A 25,654-nucleotide genomic window follows, 5' to 3' on the forward strand; every position below is an offset into this window, starting at 1 on the left:
CACCCTCGGTGTCGCCGAGCACATCTGGCATCACGTNTCCCTTGTAAGCGCGGTCCGAAGGAGTTGGCCGGGATGGTCGGCCTGAGCCGCGACGGCCACGGAAAGACTCCGGCCAGGCTGCTCGATCTCGTGCCCGGCAGGTCGGGAAAGCCTCCGCGTCCCGGCTCGAAGGCCGCGGAGACGCGTTCCGCACCTGCCCGATCCCCGAGATCGCACGCNTTCGGCCCCACCCTGCGCCGCTGGCGCGAAGCATTCCTCGCGTACTTCACCGCGGCCGCGCGAACAACGGCGGCACCGAGGCAGTGAACGGGACCATCGAACTCCACCGTCGCCTTCGCCCGCGGCTACCGCAACCGAGACAACGACCGACTTCGGATGCTCCTCGCCGCCGGCGCACTCACCCCATGACCCCCACCCAATGTCCGAAGAGCCCGATATGGTCGAGAGCATGCGCAAACTTGCAGCCGCCACCCTCGCCCTCGCCGCCGTCGCCACCCTCGCCGGATGCGCAGCGGAGGGCACGCGAGCACCAGGCCCGTCCTCCGGGTGGCACCCGGTCGACGAGATGCCAGAGTGGGAGCGCCCTCTCGCGTTGGAGGCGTGCGCGGAGGCATGGATGGAATCGCCCGATGCTGCGAAGTACGCGAGTGCGGAGGCTGCGGGAGACGCATTCCACGCCGCCTACGACGCCGACGCCGCCGAGGCGCGCATCGACGCCGGAGAGTGGAACGTCACGTTCCCTGCGCGCGACGAGACGGACGCCGCCTACGTCTGCCACTGGAGCGCAGAGCAGACGGCGACCGCGCTCTAGCCCGCTACTTCTTCTTTGGCTCCACGGCGATACGCGCGGCGACGTTGCGCCACACCATCGCGGGGTACTTGCGCAGGTTCTCGCCACGGCCCGCGCCTGCGAGGAGTGTCTGGTACTCCGCTGGGTCACCCTTAGAGCCGCGCGCCCACTCCATGGCGAAAGTGTTTACGGCCGCGACCAGGTTTCGACCGGGAGCGCCGTCGATGGGTCCGGAGTAGAGCTGGATGTCGCCACCAATGCCCCAATCTGCTGCAAACTTGGCCTGGAGCCCCTTGATAGTATTGGGGCCCCAAGCGCCGTCTACCGGTCCCGTGTACCAAAGGTCGTCCTTAAGGGTCTGCTGAATGCGCTTGCGAAGTTCCAAGCCAGGCTCCCACCACCAGAAGTCGTAATAGGGGCCGCCTGCGGTGCCACGCGCCGACTTCTCGACGGTGTATCCGAATGCCTTGCTGTTGTAGACCATTTGTTTCTATTCCTAACGAAGAACGCCTCAGAGGTTCGGGAGCGTGGTGAGTCGTCCGCTGAGCTGCGGGCGACAATCCTGGATGCATCTCATAAACAGCCAAGCCAGGCGATCACGCCATTGCGAACGACCGGGCCCGACGCAAACGCGCGAGTAGCCCATACCGTTGAGGACGCCTGAGGACGCCATCGGGCACGCCCTGACGACAGTCGGCCACAACAGACTTGAGATCACCGGAACTCGTCGGTGCAGGCGCCGCCCCTCTCGACGCCCCCGGCCCAAAGAATGGCCCGATCGGACCAAACGGGTGGAGGGGCGCGTTCAGGTGCGGAACTAGCGCNCGACAACCTGAATCACGAACGATACGACAGTTGCCCACGGAACTAACTGACGCTTCCCGGCCTTGAACCGGAACCACCCCACCACGACGTCGATACCCACAGCGAGCCCCGGCGTCGCCCAATACATGTTCACGATCGGCCACCGACTCCAGCCCGTATTGCACACCTCTTCAGGAGACGGATACAGCGGCTCCGCGCGAAAGGACTTCCATTCCAAACCCCAAGTCAGACCCATCAGGAACCAATAAAAGAACGCCGCAAGCAGGGCCACGGCCAACGACATCACCACGATCAAGACGACCTGACTTTTCACCTGCCGTTTCGGCTGCCGCCACGGCGATGACGCGAACACCGACCACCGCAGCACCACAACTAGACAAAGCAAAACCACATGGGAAACGAGCTTCCAGATGAGCGCGGCACGTTCATCGGCGAGTAGCGGCTGACAAGTTCTCCAGATGATCGGCATATCTTCTAACGGTTGCGCCGTCGCGACAATCGAGGCCACGGTCACGACAAGCGCGCAGACCCAGCCGAGCGCGATCCAGCCTCTCGACGCCCAAGAAAGCTGCGGCTCCTCCACGACACCACCTCCGCGACAGACCTCGACCGAACGGTTGCGGACGCCATCGATCCTGGCAGCCGAACCGCACCTGCCATATCACCCGATAGGGCCATCCCAGCCGAAGTGGCGCCGTCAGCGACGAGTGGCGCGATTCTGACGGCGCCGGTTGTCGTTCACGGCGCCTCTTGCGGTGCGGGCGACTGCGTCAGTCGTCGGCATCGGCAGCCAGGCCGGCCGGCCGGCCGCGACAAAGTCGGTCTTCTTCGAGACCNGTTGGGGGCTTTGCCGCCCGCAGCGATGATGCTCTCCTTCGTCCACTCGCGCGTGAAGCCCTTGAGTGTACCGGTCTCCACCAGGATGTTGCTCGCCCAGGAAAACCTCGCGGTCGACTCGCTTGCGAAGGCCACCAACCTGTTCTGGGGTGAGTTCCGCGATGGCCTCTCGCAGGGCAAGTCCGGCATGTAGTTATTCCGTCCTCGCAGTAGCGTCGCCGTCGACCCAGCTGCACAAGATCGAAACCGCGCCCGGATCGTGGTTCCCGGTGTCAGTGAAGGTGACCTCCCAGCCACCCTCCGCGGGTTCCACCTGGGCGTTGTCGACGTCGTAGTTCATATCGAACACCTCCGCAGGCGTAGTAGCACCACTCCCACCGGACCCCTCAAAGCCAAAGAGGACGTCATCGAGGGCAGCCTGGCGGCAGTCGTCAACGACAGCCTCCAGATCCGTGGAGGTGGTGGAGGTTGGGGCCGGAGTCTTCGTGCCTGCGGAGACCCCGGCACTCCCAGTTGCACAACCCGCGAGAAGGATGACGGAAAAGACGGCAAGAACGATCATTCGGCGCATGTGTGCATGCTAAGCAGGTTTCCGACAAGCCGTGAGAGAACCTGACGCAGTTGAGCTAGGACGACGGCTGCCCATGTCACGAGCGGGCACGACAAGTTGTCCAACGTATCGTTGACTGGAAGCTTCGACAGAAGGCACCCCTAAATGGGCCCCATCAGCCACTTTCTCTAGAAGCTTGAAGCTCATCGAACGCTTGCGTGCGACCGCATCGGGCCGTCTCGCGCGAGTTTCGGACCCCGTCTGCGGCCACTCACAGATGGGCCGATCGGACCATACCAACGATAGAGTGACCAAGCGACCCTGGCGCGACGAAGTGCCGACAGGAGCGACGAGTGGCGCGATCCTGACGGCGCCGGTCGTCGCTCACAGCGCCACTTGCGGCGCAGGCGGCGGCGTCAGGCGTCGGCGTCGGCGTCGGCNTGTCGGCAGCAAGTCCTGCCACCGCATCCGGGCCGCCGTCGAGTAGCAGGCGGAAACCGTCGGCGTCGAGCACCGGGATGCCAAGCTCCTCCGCCTTCGAAAGCTTTGAGCCCGCGCCGGGGCCCGCCGCAACGAAGTCGGTCTTCTTCGAGACCNTCCCGCCGCCTTGCCTCCGGCTGCGATGATCGCCTCCTTCGCGCCCTCGCGCGTGAAGCCCTCGAGCGTGCCGGTTGCGACGATCGTCAGGCCGGTGAGCGGCCCCTCGACTTCCTCCCGAGCACCCGGGCCCGGGTGACCGGGAGTCGCCCACTGCACGCCGGCGGCGGTCCAGCGGTCGACGATCTCGAGGTGCCAGTCGACCTGGAGCCACTCGGCGATGGACTCGGCAATGATCGGGCCCACGCCCTCGACGGCCGAGAGCTCTTCGACCGAGGCCGCGCGAATCGCGTCGAGCGAGCCGAACCAGTCCGCGAGCGCGCGCGCTGCAACCGGCCCCACGTGGCGGATGTTCAGCGACACGAGCAGGCGCCACAGTTCCTTCGTCTTCGCCTTCTCGAGCTCGTCGAGCAGCTTCTGGGCCTGCGTCGACGCACCGTACACCGGCACATCCTTCTTGAACCCGGCCTTGCGGCGCTCGGCGGCGGTCATGCCCTCGGCCTCGGGCGCGTAGGTCTTCGCCTTGACGACGCGGAAAGGCGTGCGCTGGCGCGAGGCGCCGTCCGCATCCACCTTCGGCTCGCCCGTGTCGGCGTCGCGCACCGTCACGACGATCGGCACGAGCTCGTCGAGCGTGAGGTCAAACAGCGCGGCTTCGGTCACGAGCGGCGGCGTCTCGGGCTCATCGGGCTGCGTGAGCGCCGCGGCGGTCACCTCGCCGAGCACCTCGATGTCGAGACCCGAGCGTGAACCGATGTGCTCGACGCGGCCGCGCACCTGCGCCGGGCAGCTGCGGGCGTTCGGGCAGCGCAGGTCGACGTCGCCCTCTTTCATCGCGCGCAGCTCGGTGCCGCACTCGGGGCACGCCGTCGGCATCTCGAAGGGGCGAGCGTCGTCGGGCCGCTCCGCGAGCACCGGGCCGAGCACCTCGGGAATCACGTCGCCGGCCTTGCGCAGCACGACGGTGTCGCCGATGAGCACGCCCTTCGCCACCACGACATCCTGGTTGTGCAGCGTCGCGAACGTCACGGTCGAGCCGGCGACGCGCACCGGCTCCATCACGGCATACGGGGTCACCCGGCCGGTGCGGCCGACGCCGANGCGCACGTCGATGAGCTTGGTGTGCACCTCTTCGGGTGGATATTTGTAGGCGATCGCCCAGCGCGGGGCGCGCGAGGTCGCGCCGAGCTCGTCGTGTTGCGCGAGGTTGTCGACCTTCACGACGATGCCGTCGAGCTCGTGCTCGATCGATGCTCGGCGCTCGCCGTACTCGGCGACGTAGTCGACCACCGCATCCGCCGAGTCGAGCACGCGCGTGTGCGGGCTCGTCGGCAGGCCCCAGCTCGCGAAGAGCTCGTAGTAGTCCGACTGATTCTCGAGTCGCGGGCTCGCGTTCGCGCCCTGCTCCCACGCGCCGATGCCGTGGACGTACATGCTGAGGCGGCCGAGCCGCCTGCGCATGAGGTCGAGCTTCGTGCCGGTCTTACCCTCGCGCTTCTGCCGCAACGAGCCGGATGCGGCGTTGCGGGGATTCGCGAACAGCGGCTCGCCCGCCTCGGCCTGTTCGGCATTGAGCGCGCGGAAATCGTCGACGCGGAAGAACACCTCGCCACGCACCTCGACGAGCTCGGGGATGCCCTCGCCGGTGAGCTGCTGCGGGATCGCCGCGATGTCGGCAATGTTCTCGGTGACGTCCTCACCCGTGCGCCCGTCGCCCCGCGTCGCGGCGATCGTCAGGGCGCCGCGCTCGTAGGTGAGTGAAATCGCGAGCCCGTCGATCTTCACCTCGCTGAGCCAGCGCACGGTGCCGCCGGCCGCCTCGCCGGTGCGCCCGAGCCAGGTGCGCAGCTCTTCGACCGAGAAGACGTTGTCGAGCGAGAGCATTCGCTCGCGGTGCGTCACCTCGGCGAAGAGCGAGGAGGCGCCACCGCCGACGACCTGCGTCGGCGAGTCCTGCGACTGCAGCTCGGGGAACTGGGCCTCGAGCTCGCGCAGGCGCGCCATCGCGGCGTCGTACTCGGCGTCGGTGACGAGCTGCGTGTCGCCCTCGTAGTACGCGGCCGACCACTGGGTGAGCTGATCGGTGAGCCGATCGGCCTCCGCGCGAGCCTCGTCGAATTCCAGGGCGGGATCGCGGTCGGCCATAGCTAGCTCCTCTTGGCGCGGCGTTCGCGCACGACCGACTCGGCGGTGCGNGGGAGGCTCCGAGGAGCCATTCGGTCTTGTCGTGCAGGCGCTTCTCGGCTCGCGCCGTGCTCGTCGTGTCGCGGTAGACGAGCACGACGCCGAGCACGAAGATGACGACGGCGACCGCGACGAAGATCCAGAACCAGGTGACGTCGGGCTGCATCAGAAAGATCGAGGCCATGAGCACACCGCCCGCAATAATGAGCCAGAGCAGCACGGCGAGAATCCAGTCCTTGCCGCCGAATCGCCGCGCCGGCTGCGTACAGCGCGCGGCGAGCTGGCCGGCCTCGTGGCGGAACTTCGCGTCAAAGTCGGCGCGCAGCTTCGTCTCGTCATCGATGTGCTTGTAGGAGCGCCCCCAGCGCTCGGCCTGTTCGCTGAGGCGATCGAGCGCCTGCCCATCCTTGAGCTGGGGTGCGGCTGCGCCGGTCAACTGGCCTCCTTGGCGAGGGATGCGGGCTCGAGGTCGAGCTGCGAGGTTGCGATGTCGATGGTGAACTGGCCGAGCACGCGGCTGCCGACGTAGATCACGGCGGACTGGCCGGTCGCGACGCCGACGAGCGGGGTGTCGACCCGCACCGAGATCTCGACGCCGGGCTCGGTCGCGTCGGGCCGGGTCGAGCGCGCGGCGCGTCGGATGCGGCAGGTGCCGGGCTGCGGGTCGGCGTGCGCACGAATCTGCACGTCGCAGCGAAACTCGGTGATGTCGGGGGCGGCGCCGGCCCAGCTGAAGCGCTGGCCCGCGATCTCGCCGACCGCGAGCGCCTCCTTCGGCCCGACCGTGACGGTGTTCGTCGCCGGGTCGGTGCCGAGTACGAAGCGCGGGCGGCCATCGGCGGCGGGGCGCGAGAGGTTCAGCCCCTTGCGCTGACCGACCGTGTACGCGCTCGCGCCCTGATGCTCACCGAGCACCTCGCCCGAGCGGTCGACGATCGCGCCGGGGCGCATCGGGATGTGCTCGCCGAGCCAGGCGCGCGTGTCGCCGTCGGGAATAAAGCAGATGTCGTAGCTGTCGGGCTTGTTCGCGGTGACGAAGCCGCGCTCGCGCGCCTCCTCGCGGATGAGCTCCTTCGACGGCGTCGCGCCGAGCGGGAACCAGCAGTGTTCGAGCTGCTCTGCGGTGAGGACGCCGAGCACGTACGACTGGTCCTTCGCTTCCTCCGACGAGCGGTGCAGCTCGCGCTGGCCGTCCTCGCGGTCGACGACCTCGGCGTAGTGGCCGGTGACGACCGCGTCGAAGCCGAGGTCGAGCGCCTTGTCGAGCAGCGCCGCGAACTTGATCTTCTCGTTGCAGCGCAGGCACGGGTTCGGGGTGCGACCCTGCGCGTATTCGGCGATGAAGTCGTCGACGACGTCGAGCTTGAAGCGTTCCGAGAAGTCCCAGACATAGAAGGGAATGCCGAGTTCGTCCGACACGCGCCGCGCATCCATCGCGTCTTCGATCGTGCAACAGCCGCGCGAACCCTGCCGCAGGGTGCCGCCCGCACGCGAAAGCGCGAGGTGCACGCCAACCACCTCGTGGCCGGCGTCGACCGCGCGGGCCGCCGCGACCGACGAGTCAACGCCGCCGCTCATTGCTGCAAGAACCTTCATAACCCGTCTAGTTTACGAGGGTCGCTTGGATGCGCTACTCTCCCGACTCGGCGTACAGGGTCGCGTAGGCTCCGCCGGCCGCGAGCAGCTCGTCGTGGGTGCCGCGCTCGACGATCTCGCCGTGGCTCACGACGTGAATCACGTCGGCCTCGCGGATCGTCGAGAGCCGGTGCGCAATGGCCACCACGGTGCGGCCCCGGCTCGCCTCATCAATCGCCGCCTGCACGTGCCGCTCGCTCACCGCATCCAGGGCGCTCGTCGCCTCGTCGAGCACGAGCACCGCCGGGTCTTTCAGCAGCACGCGGGCGATCGCGACGCGCTNCGCCGCCCGAGAGGCGGTAGCCGCGCTCCCCCACGATCGTCTCGTAGGCGTCGGGGAACGTCATGATCTGCTCGTGGATGCTCGCCTTGCGGCACGCGGCCTCGAGCTCCTCAAGCGACGCGTCGGGTTTCGCGAGCCGGAGGTTCTCGGCGATGCTCGCGTGCACGAGGTACGACTCCTGGCTCACCATGCCGACGTTTGCGACGATGTCGGCCCGGCGCAGCTGCTTCACGTCGGTGCCCGCGAAGGCGACCACCCCATCCGTCGCGTCGTAGAGCCGCGCCGAGAGGTAGGCGATGGTCGACTTGCCGGCGCCGGATGGGCCGACGAACGCCACGAACTCGCCCGATTTCGCCGAGAACGAGACGCCGCTCAGCGTCGCCGGCTCGTCGTCGCGCTGGTCGGGGTAGCGGAATACGACGTCGCGGAACTCGATGTCGCCGACGCGCTCGGGCCGCAGCGGCTGCGGCTGCTCGGGCTCGACGATGGCCGGTTGGAGGTTGAGGTATTCGAAGATGCGCGCGAACAGCGCCTTCGAGGTCTGCACGTCGAGGCCGGTGCGCATGAGGCCCAGCAGCGGGCGGCGCAGCTGCGTGTTCACGCTCGTGAAGGCGACGATCGTACCCGCCGTGAGCGTCGCGCCGCCGGTGATGAGGTAGCCGGTGACGACGTAAATGATGACGGGGATGAGCGCCATGACGACGCTGACGAAGGCGAAGAAGCGCTGGCCGGCCATGGCCTGCTGAATCTGCAGGCCCACCTGGTGCTCGTTCGCGGCGCGGTAGTCGGCGGTCGCGGCGTCTTCGCGGCCGAGCGTCTTCGTGAGCAGCACGCCCGACACGGAGAGCTGCTCCTGGGTCATCGCCGTCATATTCGCGAGCGACTGCTGCGTCTTCGTTGCGATGCGCGCGCGGCGCTGGCCGACGCGGCGCTGCAGCAGGAGCAGCGGCGGCAGGATAATGAGCGAGAGCACCGCGAGCTGCCAGCTCAGCACGAACATCGCGACGATCGAGGCGATGGTCGTGACGATGTTGCCGACGATCGAGGTGAAGGTGTTCTGCAGCACGTTCGCGACGCCGCCGACGTCGTTCTGCAGGCGCGACTGCACCTCACCCGTCTTCGTGCGGGCAAAGAACGCGAGCTCCATCGACTGGAGCTTCTCGAACAGGCGCATGCGCAGATCGGCCGTGACCGAGTTGCCGACCTTCGCGGTGAGCCACGTCTGCCACACCGAAATGCCGGCGCTCACGATGAGCACGGCGACCATCGCGCCGACGATCCACCACAGGGCGACGAGGTCGGGGCCGCCACCCGCGACGGGGAACAGGCCGCGGTCGAACGCCTGCTGCGTGAGCAGCGCGGGCGCGACGCCGAGGGCCGCGGTGATGAGCACGAGGATGAGCGCGACGGCGAGCGGCGCGCGGTACGGCACGAAGAGGGTGCCGATGCGGCGCCAGAGGTGCGGCACCTCGGGCGAGGAGCTGTTCTGCTCGCGCATCACCGACTCGTCAGGAATGTTCCGACCGGTGCCTCGCCCGTGCATCATTGTCATGCGACCAGCGTAGGTGGGCCGGGCCTACACTTCGGGTACTGAATCGATTAAGCTGGCGCCGTTGCAGCCGGACACAAGGAGGTCGCCGTGACCCAACGCCCAGTCGACGTCGTCGAAGCGAGCATCGCTGAACTTCGCGAGGCCCTCGAAACGGGCCAGGCCACCGCGGTCGAGCTCGTCGAGGCCTATCTGGCCCGCATCGACGCCTACGACGGCGCGCTCAACGCGATCGTCGTGCGCAACCCCGACGCGCTCGCCGAGGCCCGCGCATCCGACGAGCGCCGCGCCCGCGGCGNAACCCTCGGGCCGCTCGACGGCATCCCGTACACCGCGAAGGACAGCTACATGGCGCGCGGCCTCACCGTCGCCGCCGGCTCCCCCGCGTTCAAAGACCTCGTCGCGCAGCGCGACGCGTTCACGATCGAGCGGCTGCGCGCCGGCGGCGCCGTGCTGCTCGGGTTGACGAACATGCCGCCCATGGCGAATGGCGGGATGCAGCGGGGCGTCTACGGCCGCGCCGAAAGCCCGTACCAGCGCGAGTGGCTCACTTCGGCATTCGGCTCGGGGTCGTCGAACGGCTCGGGCACGGCGACCGCCGCGTCGTTCGCCGCGTTCGGCCTTGCCGAGGAGTCGTGGTCGTCGGGCCGTGCGCCCGCCTCGAACAACGCGCTCTGCGCCTACACGCCCTCGCGCGGCGTCATCTCGATGCGCGGCAACTGGCCGCTCGTGCCGACGATGGATGTGGCGGTGCCGCACGCCCGCAGCATGGCCGACCTGCTCGAGGTGCTCGAGGCCGTCGTCGCCGACGACGCCGAGGCGCGCGGCGACTTCTGGCGCGTGCAGCCCTGGGTGACGATCCCCGCCGCCTCCGAGGTGCGGCCGGCGTCGTACCCGGCGCTCGCCGAATCGGCATCGCTGCAGGGTAAGCGCTTCGGCGTGCCGCGCATGTACATCAACGCCGACGAGGCGGCCGGCACCGGCGAGCAGCCCCGCTTCGGCGGGCCGACCGGCACGCGCATCGATACCCGCGAGTCGATCATGGAGCTCTGGCGTGCCGCCCGCGCCGACCTCGAGGCGGCCGGCGCCGAGGTCGTCGAGGTCGACTTCCCCGTCGTGAGCAACTACGAGGGCGACCGCCCCGGCACCCCGACCATCGGCACCCGCGGCCTGCTGCCCGAGGGCTACCTCGACCACGAGATTCTCGAGCTCTCGCTCTGGTCGTGGCACGACTTTCTCGACGCGAACGGCGACCCGCGACTCAACCGCCTCGCCGCCGTCGACGAGGAGCTCATCTTCCCTCAGCCGGCCGGCGCGCTGCCCGACCAGTATGGCTCGCTCGACTTCGACATCCGCCGCTACGTCTGGTTCGCGCGCGAGCACGGCATCCCGGCGCTCGAGGACATCCCGACCATCGGTGAGGGGCTCATGGGCCTCGAGGCGACGCGCCGCATCGACCTCGAGAACTGGTTGCAGGCGCTCGGCCTCGACGCCGTGGTATTCCCCGCCGTCGCCGACATCGGGCCGGCCGACATGGATGTGAACCCGGCCTCGGCCGAGCTCGGCTGGCGCAACGGTGTGTGGGTCGCGAACGGCAACCTCGTGCCGCGGCACCTCGGCATCCCGACCGTGACGGTGCCGATGGGCACCATGGCCGACATTGGGATGCCCGTGGGTCTCACCTTCGCCGGTCGCGCCTACGACGACTCGGCGCTGCTCGGTTTCGGCGCAGCGTTCGAGTCACTGCGGCCACGGCGCACAGAGCCCGGCCTGACGCCGCGGCTGTAGCACGTCGCACGCATTCACAGGCAACACCCATTGACGCTGGCTCGGCTTCGCGCGAATATGTAAGTAATTACTTACGCATTCGTCGAGGGAGACGCGATGCCCATTGCCACCGATCCGCTCAGCCGCAGCTTCTTCGCGCTCGCCGACCCCACGCGCCGGCGATTGCTCGAACTGCTCGGACGCGGCACGGCGAGCGTGAACGAACTCGCCGAGCGGTTCGACATGAGCCGTCCCGCAATCTCGCAGCATCTCAAGGTGCTCGAGGATGCGGGGCTCATTTCACGCACGAAGGCCGGGCAGTATCGCACCTGCGAGCTGCGCCCCGAGGGGCTCAGCGAAGCCGAAGCTTGGGTCATCGAACACCGCGCCCTGTGGCAGGCCCGATTCGACCAACTCGACGAGGTAATTCGTGGGCAACAGTTGCCCGCGCATCCTGAGGAGGAATTATGACCGAGAAGCAGTTCACCATCGTTCGCGAATTCGATGCGCCACGCACCACGATCTGGCGCGCATGGACCGACCCCACCCTGGCCGCGAAGTGGTGGCACCCGCACGGGCTCGTCACACCCGCCGAAAGCGTGCAGATCGACCTGCGCGAGGGCGGCAGTTACGCCTACAACATGGTGCTCGAAGCTGACGGGCAGCAATGGCCAACCGGCGGCACCTACCTTGAAGTGCGCGCGCCCGAGCTGCTCAAGTTCACCTGGGCCGACCCCGGCGACAACGAGGCCGACGCGCCCGTCGTGACGGTTTCGCTGCGCGAACTCGCGGGCGATCGCTGCGAGATGACCTTCCACCTGCTCGGCATCGCGAACGACAGTGGCGATGAGCACGGCGTCTATGACGGCTGGACCGAGGCATTCGAAGAGCTCGACACCGCGCTCGCCAGTTGATGCGGGCGCGGGCGCGAACCAGATTGTGCGCGTGAGGTCCCCATACCCGCCCTCGCGGTACGCCCAACACCTGGTGATTCACAATGCATTGTGCGCGATGCACGTGTGCCCAATTCGGCCTGCCCGATAACCGGATGTTCGGGGCCTTCCGAACTAGACGCCTGCAATTCCCGGCAGGCACGGGTTTGGTGTTCGCTGCGTGCCGTTACCGACTCACGCGCGGATTCGCTAGCTGCCCGGTTCGATCAGTTCCGTCGTCCAGTTCAGTGACTGGAGTTTCGTGTCAAGCTCGCGGTAGCCGCGGGCCGCATCGTCCGCGAGCCGCTGGAGCTCGCGAGCATCCATCGTCGCCACGTAGCGAATCTCGCTGCGCAACTGCCGCGGGCCGGTTCCGGCGCTCATGTCATCGGCAATATCGCGGTAGGTGCGGTGCCGCGTGGCGGCGGCGTCACGATCGGCGATCGCATCCGTGATGGTGCGGGCGTCATCGAACGGCGTGTGGACATTCGTGTGGTTGATCGCCTTCACCAGTGCGGTGTGTCGAGTGAGCGACGCCTCGAGGTCGCGCAACAACTCCGGCGGGTCCACCGGCGGGGTATCGCCCTCCTGTACGTACTGAGCGGCACGGATGCGCGTGCGCAGTTCACCCAGGTGCACCTGGAGCGCCGCCCGCTCAATCAACGCTTCGGCAAGTTTCATCGTGCCCCCTTCGCCGGGCTGTCGTGGCTGCTAACGGGTGCGGCCTCGCGCGGCTCGGTGCCCGTGAGTCGGCCGAGCTGGTGCATCAAGTGGTAGATGATCAGGGCGGCGAGCGTACCGAGCGCGATGCCGTTGAAGATGATGCCGCCGAAGTCCCAGGTGACGTTGGCGATGCCGACGACGAGGGCGACGCCGGCAGTCATCTGGTTCTTTGCCTTCGCGAAGTCGACCTTCGCGTCGACCCACATGCGAATGCCGACGATGCCGATGAGGCCGTAGAGCACGAACGTCACGCCGCCGAGCACGCCGGATGGGATCGAGTAGATGACCTCGCCGACCTTCGGGCTCATCGCGAGCAGGATCGCCGCGATGCCGGCGACCCAGTAGGCCGCGGTCGAGTAGACGCGGGTCGCGCTCATGACGCCGATGTTCTCGCCGTAGGTGGTCGTCGGCGAGCCGCCGAATGTCGCCGACAGCGCGGTCGCGACGCCGTCGGAGGCGAGGGTGCGGCCGACCATGTGGTCGAGCTTGCGGCCGGTCATCTGGCCGACCGAGGTGACGTGGCCGACGTTTTCGGCGATGAGCACGAGGATGACCGGCAGGAACATCGGCAGCACCGAGAGGTTGAACTCGGGGGTGTGGAACTCGGGCAGGCCGATCCAGGCCGCATCGGCGACGCGGTCGAAGTTCACTTCGCCGCGGAAGATCGCGAAGACGTAGCCGACGATGACGCCAAGGAGAACCGAGACGCGGCCGAGGATGCCGCGGAACAGCGCGGTGCAGAGCACGACCGCGAACAGCGTGACGACGGCGGTCGGGGCCGACTGCTCGAAGTTGTCATACGCGGTCGGCGCGAGGTTGAAGCCGATGAGCGCGACGATCGAGCCCATGACCACCGGCGGCATGAGCACCGTGATCCAGCGGGTGCCGACGGCCTGCACGAGCAGGCCGACGAGCGCGAGGGCGACGCCGGTGACGAGCACGCCGCCGAGGGCGACGGCCATGTTGTTCGAGGCGGTCGCGGCCTGGATCGGCGAGATAAACGCGAAGCTCGAGCCGAGGTAGCTCGGCACCTTGTTCTGCGTGATGAGCAAGAACAGCAGCGTGCCGATGCCCGAGAACAGCAGCGTCGTCGACGGAGGGAAGTCGGTGAGCAGCGGCACGAGGAACGTCGCGCCGAACATCGCGATGACGTGCTGGGCACCGATACCGATCGTGACGGGCCACGCGAGCCGCTCATCGGGCGCAACCACCTCACCCGGCTGTACTGTGCGGCCATTCCCGTGCAGCTTCCAACTCAACATGCGCTCCCCATCCTCAAACCAGACCCGACAATTCTCCCCCACCGCAACCCCCTATGTTGCCGCCCTACTTAGGTTGAGTGGTCGTTTTTTGTNGGCGGTTGCTGAGGCCGGCGCGGCGGGCCGTGTTGTAGGCCGTGGGGAGGGCCTCGAGGAGGGCGGCGACGTCGGCGGAGGTCGAGTCCCAGCCGAGGGTGAAGCGCAGGGCACCGCGGGCGGTCGCCTCGTCGTCGCCCATCGCGAGCAGCACGTGGCTCGGTTCGGGGATGCCCGCCTGGCACGCCGAGCCGGTCGACGCCGACAGCTGCGCCATGTCGAGCAGATAGAGGAGCGAGTCGCCCTGCGCGCCCGGGAACGTGAAGTGCACGTTGTTCACGAGCCGCGCAGCCGCACCGCCGGCCGGGTCGGCCCCGCGCAGCCGCGCTTCGGGAATCGCCTCGCGAATTCCTTGGATGAGCGCATCGCGCAGCGCGCGTAGGCGCTCGCGCTCGGCGGGGTCGACTGCCTCGTCGAGCGCCGCCGCAAACGCCGCCGCGCCCGCAACATCCTGTGTGCCGCTGCGCAGCCCGCGCTGCTGGCCGCCGCCGTGCACGAGCGCCTCGAGCGTCGCATCCCGCGACACCACGAGCGCGCCCACGCCGACGGGCCCGCCGACCTTGTGCGCCGACACGCTCACCGCCTGCACACCCCAGCCGCGCAGATCAACATCCTCGTGCCCGAGCGACGCCACCGCATCGATGTGCACCGGTACGCCAAACCGCCGCCCGAGTTCGCCGAGTTCGGCGACCGGCTGCACCGTGCCCACCTCGTTGTTGGCGTGCAGCACCGAGATCACGGCCGTGCGATCGGCGCCGTCCGTGAGCAGCCGCTCGAGCGCATCCAGGTCGACGCGCCCCCGCGCATCCACCGGCACGAACCCGACCTCGGCGCCCTGGTGCGCGACGAGCCACTCGACCGCGTCGAGCGTCGCGTGGTGTTCGGCCCGGGTGGTGAGGATGCGCGGCCGNAGCGGGCGCGCCGGGCACCGGGTTCGCCGCCCACCAAAACCCCTTGATCGCGAGGTTGATCGACTCGGTGCCGCCGGAGGTCAGTACGACCTCAATCGTCTGCGCGCCGAGGTGCCGCGCGAGGCGTTCGCGCGATGACTCGAGGCTCGCGCGGGCGCTCTGCCCGTGGGCGTGAATGGAGGCGGGATTGCCGACGCGTTCGTGCGCCGCAAGCCAGGCATCGCGGGCTGCGGGGCGAATCGGCGTGGTCGCCGCATGATCCAAATAGATCGGCATACTCCTAATTGTAAAATCGGTGACCGATGCAGGCACACGACCTTCCCCCACTCGGACTCCACACGGGCACGCTCCGGGTCTGGTCCCACCACGCGAGCGACATGGCGCTCGTGCTCTTCGACGACGGCGGGCAGGTTGCCGAGCGCTTGCGGATGCGCCGCGACGGCGATATCTGGTCGGTCACCTGCGATCGGCTGACGCCCGGCCGCCGCTACGCGCTCTCGGTCGATGGCCCAAGCGGCGGCGTGCACCGCTTCGACCCCGAGCGCTTCGTGCTCGACCCGTACGCCCGCTCGGTCGAGAACCTCGGGGACGCGCGCGAGCAGCGCTGGGTCGCGGTCGTCACCGAGCCTGAAGCGTTCGACTGGTCGCCGAAGCCCGCGACGAAGCTGCAGGACTCGGTCATCTACGAACTGCACGTGAAGGGCTTCACGAAGCTCGCCGAGTTCGTGCCCGAACCACTGCGCGGCACGTACGCCGGCCTCGCACATCCGAACATCATCGCCCACCTGCAGCGCCTCGGCATCACCGCAGTCGAGCTGCTGCCCGTGCAGTCGTTCACGAGCGAGACGCATCTGCGTCGCGCCGACACGACGAACTACTGGGGCTACAACACGCTCGGTTTCTTCGCGCCGCACGCCGAGTATGCGACGGCGGATGCGCGGGCCGCCGGGCCCGAGGCAGTCGCCCGCGAATTCAAGTCGATGGTGCAGACGCTGCACGACGCGGGCATCGAGGTGTTGCTCGACGTCGTCTACAACCACACCGCAGACGAGGGCGACACCGGCGAGCCCGTGCTGTTCGCCGGCATCGACCGCGCAAGTTACTACCGCCACCTCGACGGCGAGCAGCTGCTCGACGTCACCGGCTGCGGCAACTCGCTCGACACGAACCTGCCAGCCGCGCAACGCCTCGTGCTCGACTCGCTGCGGTACTGGACCGAGGAGTTCGGCGTCGACGGCTTCCGCTTCGACCTCGCCGTGACACTCGGCCGTGGCGCCGACCACGCCTACCACCGCGACCACCCGCTGCTGCAAGCGATGACGAACGACCCGGTGCTGCGCGAAACAAAGCTCATCGCCGAGCCGTGGNCGTCGGCACCGGCGGCTGGCAGACCGGCAACTTCCCCGGCGACGAGGAGTTCAGCTGGGCCGAGTGGAACGACGAGTTCCGCGACCGCGTGCGCAGCTTCTGGGTGCACAGCTTCTCGCAGGCGCGCATCACCGGCCAGCACCGCCAGGGCCTCGGCGAGTTGTCGACCGCGATGGCGGGGTCATCCGATCGCTTCAACGATGCCCGCGGCCCGCTCGCCTCGATCAACTTCGTCACCGCCCACGACGGCTTCACGCTGCGCGACCTCGTGAGTTACAACGTCAAGCACAACCTCCTCAACGGCGAACTTGGGCGCGACGGCACGAACGACAACCGCTCGTTCAACTTCGGCCGCGAGGGCGACAGCGCCGACCCGCTGATTGACCGCAGCCGCCAGCTCGCGATCCGCAATCTGCTCGGCACGCTGCTCATCTCGGCCGGCGTGCCGATGCTCGTCGCCGGCGACGAGTTCGGGCGCACGCAGCGCGGCAACAACAACCCGTACAACCAGGACAACGCCGAGTTCGGCTGGGTCGATTGGAACCTCACCGGCCCGCAGGAAGCCCTGATTCCGCACGTACGCCGACTCATTCAGCTGCGCCAGGAGCATCCGGNTGCGGCCGCGCCGCTTCAACCACACCGACACCACGCGCTCCGAGGCCGCCCGCCTGAGCTGGTTCGACCCGCTCGGCGAGCCGATGCACGACTGGCAGTGGCACACGCCGACGCTGCGCTCGCTGCAGTTCCTCGCCTCGACCGAACTGCCCGGCGACGGCCGCGACCGCGTACTCGTGCTCATCCATGGCGTCGAGGACCCGGCGCCGTTCCGCATCCCCCGCGGCCCGAAGATCGACGGCTACCGCCTGCTCTGGGATTCGAGCGCCGAGCACGTGGCCGAAATCGACTCGGATGCGATGAGCGTGCTGGTGCCCGGGGACCGCCTGCGCATGGTCGGCCCCTCGATGCGCATCTACGCTGCCCTGTAACCGAACTCGCTCAGCCGCCGCGCGGGTACAGACAAGCTTTGGGCGCGGTTGCTAGCGTCGGATGCGTGGCAACGACAGCTGGCATCAACGCGAATGACCCCCACGAGTTCCCGAGCGACTACACCCCGCGCTACGGGCGCATCCCCGTCATGCAGCTGCAACCGCAGCTCGACGACAACCGCTTCCCCTCCCGTGCCTCGGTCGGCGAGGTCGTCCCGTTCCAGGCCGTCGCGTTTCGCGAGGGCCACGACCTCATCGGCACCGAGCTCGTCCTGACGTCGCCCGAGGGCGCGACCAAGCGCATCCGGATGCGTCCCGGCCGCCCCGGCCTCGACGAGTGGGTCGCCGCGGCGCAGGTCACGAGCGCCGGCACCTGGAGCTGGCATGTCGAGGCCTGGGGCGACGACTTCGCCACCTGGCAGCACAACGCCGAGATCAAGGTGCCCGCGGGCATCGACGTCGAGCTCATGCTCGAGGAGGGCGCCCGCGTGCTCGAGCGCGCGGCCGCCGACACCGCCCTCACCGCGGCTGAGCGCGACACGCTCCTGCAGGCCGCGATCGTCGCCCGCGAGACCTCGCGCCCGTCGCAGGCGCGCCTCGACGCCGCGACTTCGGATGCGGTGCTCGAGCTCATCGCGCAGCACCCGGTTCGCAGCCTGGTCACGCCGTCCGACACCCGTGAGATTCGCGTCGAGCGCGAGCGCAGCGGCTTCGGCGCCTGGTATGAGCTGTTCCCCCGCTCCGAGGGCGCGAGCCGAAAGGACGACGGCAGCTGGGCCTCGGGCAACTTCCGCACTGCCGCCGCCCGCCTCGACGGCGTCGCGGCGATGGGCTTCGACGTGGTCTACCTGCCGCCGATCCACCCGATCGGCCGCACCAACCGCAAGGGCCCGAACAACACGCTTACCCCAGGCCCCAACGACCCGGGCTCGCCCTGGGCGATCGGCGCCGCCGAGGGCGGTCATCGCGAGGTGCACCCCGACCTCGGCACGATCGATGACTTCACTGCGTTCGTCGAGCGCGCCGAGGAGCTCGGCCTCGAGGTCGCGCTCGACCTCGCGCTGCAGGCGACGCCCGACCACCCGTGGGTCGCCGAGCACCCCGAGTGGTTCACGACGCTCGCCGACGGCACGATCGCCTACGCCGAGAACCCGCCGAAGAAGTACCAGGACATCTACCCGATCAACTTCGACAACGACCGTGCGGGTATCTACCGCGAGGTGCTCGAGACGGTTGAGTATTGGATCGGCCTCGGCGTGCACATCTTCCGCGTCGACAACCCGCATACGAAGCCGCTGCAGTTCTGGGAGTGGCTGATCCATGAGATCAACGCACGCCACCCCGAGGTGATCTTCCTCGCCGAGGCGTTTACGCGCCCCGCGGTGATGCATTCGCTCGCGAAGGCCGGCTTCCAGCAGTCCTACTCATACTTCACGTGGCGCAACACCCGCGAGGAGCTCGAGGAGTTCCTCACCTCGGTGTCGCACGAGACGAGCCACTTCATGCGGCCGAACCTCTTCGTGAACACCCCCGACATCCTCACCGAGTACCTCCAGCACGGCGGCAGGCCCGCATACGAGGCGCGCGCCGTGATCGCGGCGACCGCGGCCCCGAACTGGGGCATGTACGCGGGCTTCGAGCTCGTCGAGAACGTCGCGCGCCCCGGTTCGGAAGAGAACATCGACAACGAGAAGTACGAGTACAAGGAGCGCGACTGGGCCGCCCGCGAGGCCGACGGCTCGTCACTCGCCCCGCTCATAACGAAGCTCAACGAGATTCGCCACGCGCATCCGGCTCTCGCGCAGCTGCGCAACTTCGAGGTGCACGACGCCGACTACGACCAGATCCTCACGTTCTCCAAGCACCTCTCCGGCACCTACACGCCCACGGGCATCGACGACACGATCATCGTCGTCGTGAACCTCGACACCGCGAATACGAACATCGCGAACGTGCACCTCGACCTCGAGAAGCTCGGACTGCCCGCCGCGAGCGCCTTCGGCGTTGTCGACCTGCTCAGCGGCCAGCGGTGGACGTGGCGCTCGTCGAACTACGTGCGACTCGACCCCGGCCAGGCGCACGTGCTGCACGTGCAGCGCTAACCCGAATCTCGCCCGATCCACCCCGTACAGGAGACGCCGCAGTCATGAGCACGCCAACCGCATCCACCCAGCCGAATCTCGGGCCGATCATCCCCGACGGGGAGCTGCTCGCACTCTCGGAGGGGCGCCACTCGGGCCCGCACGGCGTGCTCGGTCAGCATGAGCTCGACGGCGGCGGCGTGTGCGTTCGCGTGCGCCGCCCGCTCGCCGACTCGGTCACGGTGCTGCTCGCCGACGGTGGGCGCGTGCCGCTCACCCACGTCGCGCACGGCATCTGGGCGGGCGTGCACGAGCAGGGGCTGCAGCCCTACCGCATCGAGGCCCGCTACGGCGGCGGCACGACCGACGTGGCCGAAGACCCATACCGATTCCTACCCACCCTCGGCGACACCGACCTCTACCTGTTTGGCGAGGGCCGGCACGAGGAGCTCTGGCGCTCGTTTGGAGCGCACGAGCGGGTGATGGATGCGGTGCGCGGCACGGCGTTCAGTGTCTGGGCCCCGCACGCCGCGGCGATTCGCGTCGTCGGCTCATTCAACGACTGGGATGGCGCGCGACACGCGATGCGCAAGCTCAACGAGCAGGGCGTGTGGGAGCTGTTCATTCCCGACGTCACCGCGGGGCACTCGTACAAGTTCCAGATCCGCACCGCTGAGGGCACGTGGATCGACAAGGCCGACCCGCTCGCCCGCTCGGCCGAGGTGCCGCCGAACACCGCATCCGTCATCACCGCCGCCTCGCAGTATGAGTGGGGCGATGACAACTGGCTCGCCTCGCGGGCGACCCGCGACCCCCACAACTCCCCCATGAGCGTCTACGAGCTGCACGCCATGTCGTGGCGCCAGGGCCTGAGCTATCGCTCGCTCGCTGACGAGCTCATCGACTACCTCGACGAGATGGGCTTCACCCACGTCGAGTTCATGCCGCTCGCCGAGCACCCCTTCGGCGGCTCATGGGGCTACCAGGTCTCGGGCTACTACGCGCCGACGTCGCGCCTCGGCACGCCCGACGAGCTGCGCTACCTCATCGACCGCCTGCACCAGGCGGGCTACGGCGTGCTGATGGACTGGGTGCCCGGGCACTTCCCGAAGGATGCGTTTGCTCTCGCCCGCTTCGACGGCCAGCCGGTCTACGAGCACCCCGACCCGCGCCTCGGAGACCAGCAGGACTGGGGCACGCACGTCTTCGACTTCGGCAACTCGCAGGTGCGCAACTTCCTGGTCGCGAACGCGCTCTACTGGCTCGAGGAGTTCCACATCGACGGCCTGCGCGTCGACGCGGTCGCCTCGATGCTCTACCGCGACTACTCGCGCGACGACTGGCTACCCAACAAGGACGGCGGCCGCGAATACTACGAGGCGATCGACTTCCTCAAGGAGGTCAACGCGACCGCCTACAAGCGCAACCCCGGCATCGTCATGGTCGCAGAGGAGTCGACGAGCTTCCCCGGCGTTACAAAGCCGACAAGCATGGGCGGGCTCGGCTTCGGGCTGAAGTGGAACATGGGTTGGATGAACGACAACCTGCGCTACTTCGAGAAAGACCCGATTCACCGCAAGTGGCACCACGGCGAGCTCACGTTCTCGTTCGTCTACGCGTGGAGCGAGCAGTACGTGTTGCCGATCTCGCACGACGAGGTCGTGCACGGCAAGGGCTCGATGTTCACGAAGATGCCGGGCGACGACTGGCAGAAGGCCGCGAACCTGCGTGCGTTCTACTCGTACCAGTGGAGCCACCCGGGCAAGATGCTGCTGTTCATGGGCCAGGAGTTCGGCCAGACGCAGGAGTGGAGCGAGGCCCGCGGCCTCGAATGGTGGCTGCTCGACAACCCGACGTTCTCGGGCATCCAGCGCTACGTCGCCGAGCTCAACCAGCTCTACCGCGACGTGCCGGCACTCTGGGAACTCGACAACGAGCCCTCGGGCCTGCAGTGGATCAGCGGCGGCGACAGCGACAACTCGCTGCTCGCCTACCTGCGCCGCGACCGCTCGGGCGGCGTCATCGCGTGCATCCACAACTTCTCGAACCAGCCGCTCGAGAACTACCGCCTCGGGCTGCCCGAGGGTAACTGGCGCGAGGTGCTCAACTCCGACGACATCGCGTTCGGCGGTGGCGGCGTCACGAACGGCGAGGTACGCCTCGAGGCCGACGGCTGCAACGGCTTCTCGCACTCGGCCGCACTGCGCATCCCGCCGTTGGGCGCGACGTTCCTGCTGCGCGACGAATAGCCGCGCAGCACACGAACAACTAGAACTCGAACCCTTCGGGGAACGGGTCGCTCGGGTCGAGCAGGTACTGGCCGATGCCGGTCACCCACGCGCGGCCGGTGATGGTCGGGATGACCGCGTCGTATTCGCCGACCTTGGTCTCGGCGATGAGGCGGCCGGTGAACTGGCTGCCGATGAACGACTCGTTGATGAAGTCGGTTTCGAGCGGCAGCTCGCCGCGGCTGTAGAGCTCGGCCATGCGGGCCGAGGTGCCGGTGCCGCAGGGCGAGCGGTCGAACCAGCCGGGGTAGATCGCCATGGCGTGGCGCGAGTACTCGGCTGTCGAGCCGGGTGCGATGAACTCGACGTGGTGCACGTGGTCGAGACCCTCGATCGTCGGGTGCTTCGGCGGCTGCGTCGCGTTGATCGCGTCCATGATCTTCAGGCCGGCCTGCAGAATCTGCTGCTGGTTCTTTCGATCAAACTCGATGCCGACGTCGTTGAGGTCGACCATCGCGTAGAAGTTCCCGCCGAACGCGAGCGAGTACGGCACCGTGCCGAGCCCCGGCANCTCGACCTGCGCATCCAGCCGCTCGGTGTAGCTCGGCACGTTTTCGATCGTGACCGAGTCGGCGTGGCCGTCGGACACCGCGACGCGCGCGATGACGAGGCCGGCGGGGGTGTCGAGGCGGATGGTGGTGACGGGCTCGACGACCTCGACCATGCCGGTCTCGACGAGCACCGTCGCGGTACCGATCGTCCCGTGTCCGCACATCGGCAATAGGCCCGAGACCTCGATGTAGAGCACGCCAAAGTCGCAGTCCTCACGGGTCGGCGGCATGACGATCGACCCACTCATGGCGCCGTGGCCGCGCGGCTCGGTCATGAGCAGCCGGCGCAGGTGGTCGAGGTGTTCTTGGAAGTAGAGGCGCTTGTCGTTCATCGTCTCGCCGGGGATCGGCGCAAATCCGCCCGTGACGACGCGCGTCGGCATGCCCTCGGTGTGTGAGTCAACGGCAGAGAACAGGAGTTTCGAACGCATCAGCTATCGCTTTCTTCGGTGCTGTTGGTGGGTGCCGCGGCGCCAGCGGTGGCGAGGTCGGCGAGGCGGATGGGCGCGACGATCGGGCGCCGGTCGGTGCGTGCGCCGTCGCCGACGGCATCGCCGGTCGCCTCCACGAGCAGCGCCTCGACGTTGCGGCCGCAAATGCGCCCCTGACAGATGCCGAGGCCGGCCCGCGTCGTGAGCTTCGTCGATCGGATGCCCGCCGAACCCGTCACCGCGACGGCGTCGCGGAAGCTCTTCACGCTCGTCTCTTCGCAGCGGCAGAGCGTCGTGTCGTCACTGAGCCATGAAGTCCATCCGGGGCGGATACCGTGGGCGGCCTCGAGGCGGCCGGCGAAATGGGTGAAGGTGGCGCGCTGTCGCACCGCGCGACGCAGTTCGGGGTCGACGACGTCGCCGCCGGCAGCGCAGTGGCCCGCAATCTGCCCCTCGTAGAGGGCCGCGTCGCTGCCGCCGATCGAGGTGATCTCACCCGCGGCGTAGACGCCGTCGACGCTCGAGCGCTGAGTGTCATCGACGCGCACGAACTTCTGCGGCGAGATGTCGCAGCTGGCGGCGATCGCGAGCTCGATGCGCGGCGTGAAGCCGTGGCTCACGCAGACCGCGTCGGCCTCGTAGCACCGCTCGGTACCCTTGATCGGGCGCCAACTACGGTCGACCTTCGCAACGGTGACGGCCTCAACGCGGTCGGTGCCATGCGCCTCGATGACGGCGCGGCCGGTCTTGTACGGCACACGGTGGCGCACGTGCGCGCCGACGTACTCGAGCAGTTCGCCCGCCTTGTGGGATGCGCCAGCGAGCTTCCAGGGGCGGTCGACAACCCAGCCGCCCAGGTTGCGGACCGGGTTCGCCTCGAAGACGCCGACAACGTTCGCGTTCGCCGACACGAGCGAGGTCATCACTGGCAACAGGAACGGCCCAGCACCGGCGATGACGACCTTCTGCCCGAGGGCGATGCGCTCACTCTTCGCGAACGCCTGCGCCGCGCCCGCAGTGAAAACCCCGGGGAGCGTCCAGCCGGGGAACGGCAGCGTGCGGTCGTGCGCGCCGGTCGCGAGCACGAGCGCATCCGGCTCCAACTGGAAGGTCTCTCGGTTGCCGGAGTCAACCGTGCCGCGGGCGATGTTCAGCACAATGTGGCCGGTCGGGTCGTGCTCGAGCGACCAGACCTGTGCGTTCGTCAGCACCTTGCAGCTCGCCGAGCCGAGCACGGTCTCGCGCAGCCGCGTGTAGGTCGCCCAATTGTGGTGCAGCCGCGCCTCCTGCGCGCCGGCGCGCTCCTGGGGCAGGTGCCGCCAGAACTGCCCGCCGAGTTCGTCGCCCGCCTCGAGCAGGGTGACCCGAGCATCCGCCGAGATCGCGGCCGCGGCCGCGGCAAGACCCGCCGGCCCGCCACCGACAACCACCACGTGCCGATTGCGTGAGTGTTCCCCCGCCATCAGTGCTTCACCTCCGGAAGTTCGTCGTGCTGCGGGCAGACGACGTCGCCATCCCGCACCCGGCGCTGGCACGCGCGCACGTCGCGCTCGTCGTTCACCGTGACGATGCAGTCGAAGCAGACGCCGATACCGCAGAAGAGGCCACGGGGTCGGCCGTTGACGCTCGTCGTGCGCCACGAATCGATGCCGTTGGCGAGCAGCAGCCCGGCCACGGTCTGGCCCGCCTCACCCTCGAGTGGCTTGCCGTCAAACGTCGCCGTGAGGCGCGCGGACGCACGGCGCTCGATCGGATCGTCTTCGGCGCGGATGAGCCGAGCGGTCATGCGGCCTCCTTGAGGTAGCTGGCGAGCGAGGGGCGGCGCAGATCGAAGGGCGCAGTCTCGATCGGACCGAACGAGCTGCGCGGGGTGCCACCGAGGATGCGCGCGGCGAGNGATCTCGGCGGTGACGACCGAGAGGCCGATGCCGGCGCCCTCGTGACCCGAGGCGACGAAGAGTCCCGGCACGCGCGGGTCGTCGCTCGCGACGGGCAGGTGGTCTGGCATGTAGGGGCGGAAGCCGCCGTAGCTGCGCATGATGCTCGCCTCCCCGAGGAATGGAAACACCCGCAGCGCCTTCTGCGCCATCTCGCTCAGCACGCGGGCCCGCATCGACTCGTCGAAGCCGACTTGCTCGCGGCTTGAGCCAATGAGCACGGTGCCGGCCTGCGATGATTCGATCACCGCGGCCGTCTGCAGCGCCGCGTCGGCTGACTGCGTCGCGCCGAAGTAGTCGCCGTCGTAGACCTTGTGAAACACACGGTGCGGCATGCGCGAGGTGACGAGCACGTTGCCGCGACGCGGCGCGATCGGCACGGGCGCGCCGAGCCGCTGCGAGAGTTGCCCGGTCCACGGTCCCGCGGCCACGACGACCGACTTTGCGGCGATCTGGCCGGAGCTCGTCTCGACGCCCGCGACCGCGCCCGCGGCGTCGCGAACGAGCCCCGTCACCTCGGTGCGCGCGAATACCTGCGCGCCGTGCTTCTTCGCGACCGCGAGCAAGCCCTCGGTCGCGATGGTCGGCTGGATCTGCGCATCTTCGGGGTAGTACACCGCGGCGGTGCACTCCGGGTTGAGCCACGGCTCGCGCTCGAGCGCCTCGTCGATCGTCAGCACGCGCGCGTCGATGCCCGCCGCACGCTGCTCCCCCGCGAACTCGAGCAGCGGCTGCGCGCCCGACTCGGTCGTCGTCACGACGATGCCGCCCTTCGGCTCGAACTCGAGCGATGGCATGCCCGGACCGAGTTCATCCTCGATCTCGCGCGCAAGCGTCGGCCACATCGCGAGCGAGTGCCGGGCGAGGTCGAGCTCCGGACCCGGCCCCTTGTCTGAGACGAGTAGGTTGCCCTCGCAGTGGCTGCTCGTGCCGGATGCGGGGAGCGAGCGATCGAGCACGGCGACGGATGCGCCGCGGGTCGCGAGTGCGTGGGCGCAGGCAGCGCCGACAATGCCCGCGCCAATGACGACGACGTCAAAAGCCATATTCGCTCCCTGATGTCACTTCTGCGTG

18 protein-coding genes and 4 pseudogenes are annotated in these 25,654 nt (G+C 68.5%); 10 read left to right on the forward strand and 12 right to left on the reverse strand.

What is annotated here, in order from left to right; genetic code table 11:
* Both ID132_RS15575 and ID132_RS08850 read left to right on the forward strand, forming a co-directional pair.
* Nucleotides 1-408: pseudogene (locus ID132_RS15575) on the forward strand (transposase); the annotation flags it as partial.
* A gap of 40 nt (nucleotides 409-448) precedes the next feature.
* Entirely contained in the window at nucleotides 449-811 is a 363-nt protein-coding gene (locus tag ID132_RS08850; RefSeq protein ID WP_193128388.1) for a hypothetical protein, read from the forward strand.
* Nucleotides 812-815: 4 nt separating this feature from the next.
* Here ID132_RS08850 and ID132_RS08855 read toward each other — a convergent pair whose 3' ends face one another.
* Nucleotides 816-1,274, reverse strand: coding sequence for a peptidoglycan-binding domain-containing protein (locus tag ID132_RS08855; protein WP_193128389.1), 459 nt, complete (start codon nucleotides 1,272-1,274; stop codon nucleotides 816-818).
* 1,230 nt (nucleotides 1,275-2,504) lie between these two features.
* Between ID132_RS08855 and ID132_RS13170 the strand changes: the two genes are divergently transcribed.
* Nucleotides 2,505-2,645: a hypothetical protein gene (locus tag ID132_RS13170; RefSeq protein WP_211198354.1), complete on the forward strand. Its 141-nt coding sequence runs from the start codon at nucleotides 2,505-2,507 to the stop codon at nucleotides 2,643-2,645.
* Here the strand turns inward: ID132_RS13170 and ID132_RS08865 are convergent, their stop codons facing one another.
* From ID132_RS08865 to ID132_RS08880, 4 genes and pseudogenes are all read right to left on the reverse strand, one after another.
* Nucleotides 2,646-3,023 carry a hypothetical protein gene (locus ID132_RS08865; RefSeq protein ID WP_193128391.1) on the reverse strand — a complete coding sequence of 126 codons (378 nt, stop codon included), beginning with the start codon at nucleotides 3,021-3,023 and terminating at the stop codon, nucleotides 2,646-2,648. It lies immediately after the preceding gene.
* 421 nt (nucleotides 3,024-3,444) lie between these two features.
* A pseudogene (gene ligA, locus ID132_RS08870) lies at nucleotides 3,445-5,744 on the reverse strand (NAD-dependent DNA ligase LigA); the annotation flags it as partial.
* A 471-nt stretch (nucleotides 5,745-6,215) separates the two neighbouring features.
* Nucleotides 6,216-7,379 (reverse strand): tRNA 2-thiouridine(34) synthase MnmA, encoded by a 1,164-nt coding sequence (gene mnmA, locus ID132_RS08875; protein ID WP_193128392.1) that lies wholly within the window; start codon nucleotides 7,377-7,379, stop codon nucleotides 6,216-6,218.
* A 34-nt stretch (nucleotides 7,380-7,413) separates the two neighbouring features.
* Nucleotides 7,414-9,253, reverse strand: a pseudogene (locus ID132_RS08880) (ABC transporter ATP-binding protein).
* Nucleotides 9,254-9,340: 87 nt separating this feature from the next.
* On the opposite strand from ID132_RS08880, the gene ID132_RS08885 reads away from it, so the two are divergent.
* From ID132_RS08885 to ID132_RS08895, 3 genes are all read left to right on the forward strand, one after another.
* Complete coding sequence (locus ID132_RS08885; RefSeq protein ID WP_193128393.1) at nucleotides 9,341-11,038, forward strand: amidase; 1,698 nt, start codon at nucleotides 9,341-9,343, stop codon at nucleotides 11,036-11,038.
* A 96-nt stretch (nucleotides 11,039-11,134) separates the two neighbouring features.
* Nucleotides 11,135-11,488 (forward strand): ArsR/SmtB family transcription factor, encoded by a 354-nt coding sequence (locus tag ID132_RS08890; RefSeq protein WP_193128394.1) that lies wholly within the window; start codon nucleotides 11,135-11,137, stop codon nucleotides 11,486-11,488.
* The gene (locus ID132_RS08895) at nucleotides 11,485-11,931 is read left to right on the forward strand and encodes an SRPBCC family protein (RefSeq protein ID WP_193128395.1); all 447 of its coding nucleotides are present in this window, start codon (nucleotides 11,485-11,487) and stop codon (nucleotides 11,929-11,931) included. The genes ID132_RS08890 and ID132_RS08895 overlap by 4 nt, the downstream gene beginning before the upstream one ends.
* A gap of 228 nt (nucleotides 11,932-12,159) precedes the next feature.
* On the opposite strand, the gene ID132_RS08900 is transcribed toward ID132_RS08895, so the two are convergent.
* From ID132_RS08900 to ID132_RS14885, 4 genes and pseudogenes are all read right to left on the reverse strand, one after another.
* Nucleotides 12,160-12,630 carry a DIP1984 family protein gene (locus ID132_RS08900; protein WP_193128396.1) on the reverse strand — a complete coding sequence of 157 codons (471 nt, stop codon included), beginning with the start codon at nucleotides 12,628-12,630 and terminating at the stop codon, nucleotides 12,160-12,162.
* On the reverse strand, nucleotides 12,627-13,934 hold the full coding sequence (locus ID132_RS08905) for a uracil-xanthine permease family protein (protein ID WP_193128397.1): 1,308 nt from the start codon (nucleotides 13,932-13,934) through the stop codon (nucleotides 12,627-12,629). Before ID132_RS08905 ends, ID132_RS08900 begins: the two co-directional genes overlap by 4 nt.
* Before the next feature lie 64 nt (nucleotides 13,935-13,998).
* Nucleotides 13,999-14,928, reverse strand: coding sequence for a cysteine desulfurase family protein (locus tag ID132_RS08910; protein ID WP_328744085.1), 930 nt, complete (start codon nucleotides 14,926-14,928; stop codon nucleotides 13,999-14,001).
* A 106-nt stretch (nucleotides 14,929-15,034) separates the two neighbouring features.
* A pseudogene (locus tag ID132_RS14885) lies at nucleotides 15,035-15,214 on the reverse strand (cysteine desulfurase NifS); the annotation flags it as partial.
* A gap of 26 nt (nucleotides 15,215-15,240) precedes the next feature.
* On the opposite strand from ID132_RS14885, the gene ID132_RS08915 reads away from it, so the two are divergent.
* The 4 genes from ID132_RS08915 (at nucleotide 15,241) to glgB (ending at nucleotide 21,622) form a co-directional block, all read left to right on the forward strand.
* Entirely contained in the window at nucleotides 15,241-16,578 is a 1,338-nt protein-coding gene (locus ID132_RS08915) for an alpha-amylase family glycosyl hydrolase (protein ID WP_235988436.1), read from the forward strand.
* A gap of 426 nt (nucleotides 16,579-17,004) precedes the next feature.
* Nucleotides 17,005-17,292 carry a hypothetical protein gene (locus ID132_RS13980; protein WP_235988438.1) on the forward strand — a complete coding sequence of 96 codons (288 nt, stop codon included), beginning with the start codon at nucleotides 17,005-17,007 and terminating at the stop codon, nucleotides 17,290-17,292.
* Nucleotides 17,293-17,441: 149 nt separating this feature from the next.
* Nucleotides 17,442-19,394, forward strand: coding sequence for an alpha-1,4-glucan--maltose-1-phosphate maltosyltransferase (locus ID132_RS08920; protein ID WP_125108053.1), 1,953 nt, complete (start codon nucleotides 17,442-17,444; stop codon nucleotides 19,392-19,394).
* 44 nt (nucleotides 19,395-19,438) lie between these two features.
* Complete coding sequence (glgB, locus tag ID132_RS08925; RefSeq protein ID WP_125107927.1) at nucleotides 19,439-21,622, forward strand: 1,4-alpha-glucan branching protein GlgB; 2,184 nt, start codon at nucleotides 19,439-19,441, stop codon at nucleotides 21,620-21,622.
* Nucleotides 21,623-21,641: 19 nt separating this feature from the next.
* On the opposite strand, the gene ID132_RS08930 is transcribed toward glgB, so the two are convergent.
* From ID132_RS08930 to ID132_RS08945, 3 genes are read right to left on the reverse strand one after another with little or no spacing between them, the layout of a single operon-like run.
* On the reverse strand, nucleotides 21,642-22,643 hold the full coding sequence (locus ID132_RS08930) for a proline racemase family protein (RefSeq protein WP_193128398.1): 1,002 nt from the start codon (nucleotides 22,641-22,643) through the stop codon (nucleotides 21,642-21,644).
* Nucleotides 22,643-24,106 carry an NAD(P)/FAD-dependent oxidoreductase gene (locus ID132_RS08935; protein ID WP_125107925.1) on the reverse strand — a complete coding sequence of 488 codons (1,464 nt, stop codon included), beginning with the start codon at nucleotides 24,104-24,106 and terminating at the stop codon, nucleotides 22,643-22,645. Before ID132_RS08935 ends, ID132_RS08930 begins: the two co-directional genes overlap by 1 nt.
* Nucleotides 24,106-25,626, reverse strand: a complete 1,521-nt coding sequence (locus ID132_RS08945; RefSeq protein ID WP_235988439.1) for an FAD-dependent oxidoreductase — start codon at nucleotides 25,624-25,626, stop codon at nucleotides 24,106-24,108. Before ID132_RS08945 ends, ID132_RS08935 begins: the two co-directional genes overlap by 1 nt.
* Nucleotides 25,627-25,654 lie beyond the last annotated feature (28 nt).

This window comes from Gulosibacter sediminis, from assembly GCF_014904065.1.
GTDB classification, from domain to species: Bacteria; Actinomycetota; Actinomycetes; order Actinomycetales; family Microbacteriaceae; genus Gulosibacter; species Gulosibacter sediminis.

Excerpts from the sequence above, each read along its gene's own strand:
- ID132_RS08850 (WP_193128388.1), top strand. The coding sequence starts at position 449 with ATGCGCAAACTTGCAGCCGCCACCCTCGCCCTCGCCGCCGTCGCCACC.
- ID132_RS08855 (WP_193128389.1), bottom strand. The coding sequence starts at position 1,274 with ATGGTCTACAACAGCAAGGCATTCGGATACACCGTCGAGAAGTCGGCG.
- ID132_RS08865 (WP_193128391.1), bottom strand. The coding sequence starts at position 3,023 with ATGCGCCGAATGATCGTTCTTGCCGTCTTTTCCGTCATCCTTCTCGCG.
- mnmA (WP_193128392.1), bottom strand. The coding sequence starts at position 7,379 with ATGAAGGTTCTTGCAGCAATGAGCGGCGGCGTTGACTCGTCGGTCGCG.
- ID132_RS08890 (WP_193128394.1), top strand. The coding sequence starts at position 11,135 with ATGCCCATTGCCACCGATCCGCTCAGCCGCAGCTTCTTCGCGCTCGCC.
- ID132_RS08895 (WP_193128395.1), top strand. The coding sequence starts at position 11,485 with ATGACCGAGAAGCAGTTCACCATCGTTCGCGAATTCGATGCGCCACGC.
- ID132_RS08900 (WP_193128396.1), bottom strand. The coding sequence starts at position 12,630 with ATGAAACTTGCCGAAGCGTTGATTGAGCGGGCGGCGCTCCAGGTGCAC.
- ID132_RS08905 (WP_193128397.1), bottom strand. The coding sequence starts at position 13,934 with ATGTTGAGTTGGAAGCTGCACGGGAATGGCCGCACAGTACAGCCGGGT.
- ID132_RS13980 (WP_235988438.1), top strand. The coding sequence starts at position 17,005 with ATGCACGACTGGCAGTGGCACACGCCGACGCTGCGCTCGCTGCAGTTC.
- ID132_RS08920 (WP_125108053.1), top strand. The coding sequence starts at position 17,442 with ATGCAGCTGCAACCGCAGCTCGACGACAACCGCTTCCCCTCCCGTGCC.
- glgB (WP_125107927.1), top strand. The coding sequence starts at position 19,439 with ATGAGCACGCCAACCGCATCCACCCAGCCGAATCTCGGGCCGATCATC.
- ID132_RS08935 (WP_125107925.1), bottom strand. The coding sequence starts at position 24,106 with ATGGCGGGGGAACACTCACGCAATCGGCACGTGGTGGTTGTCGGTGGC.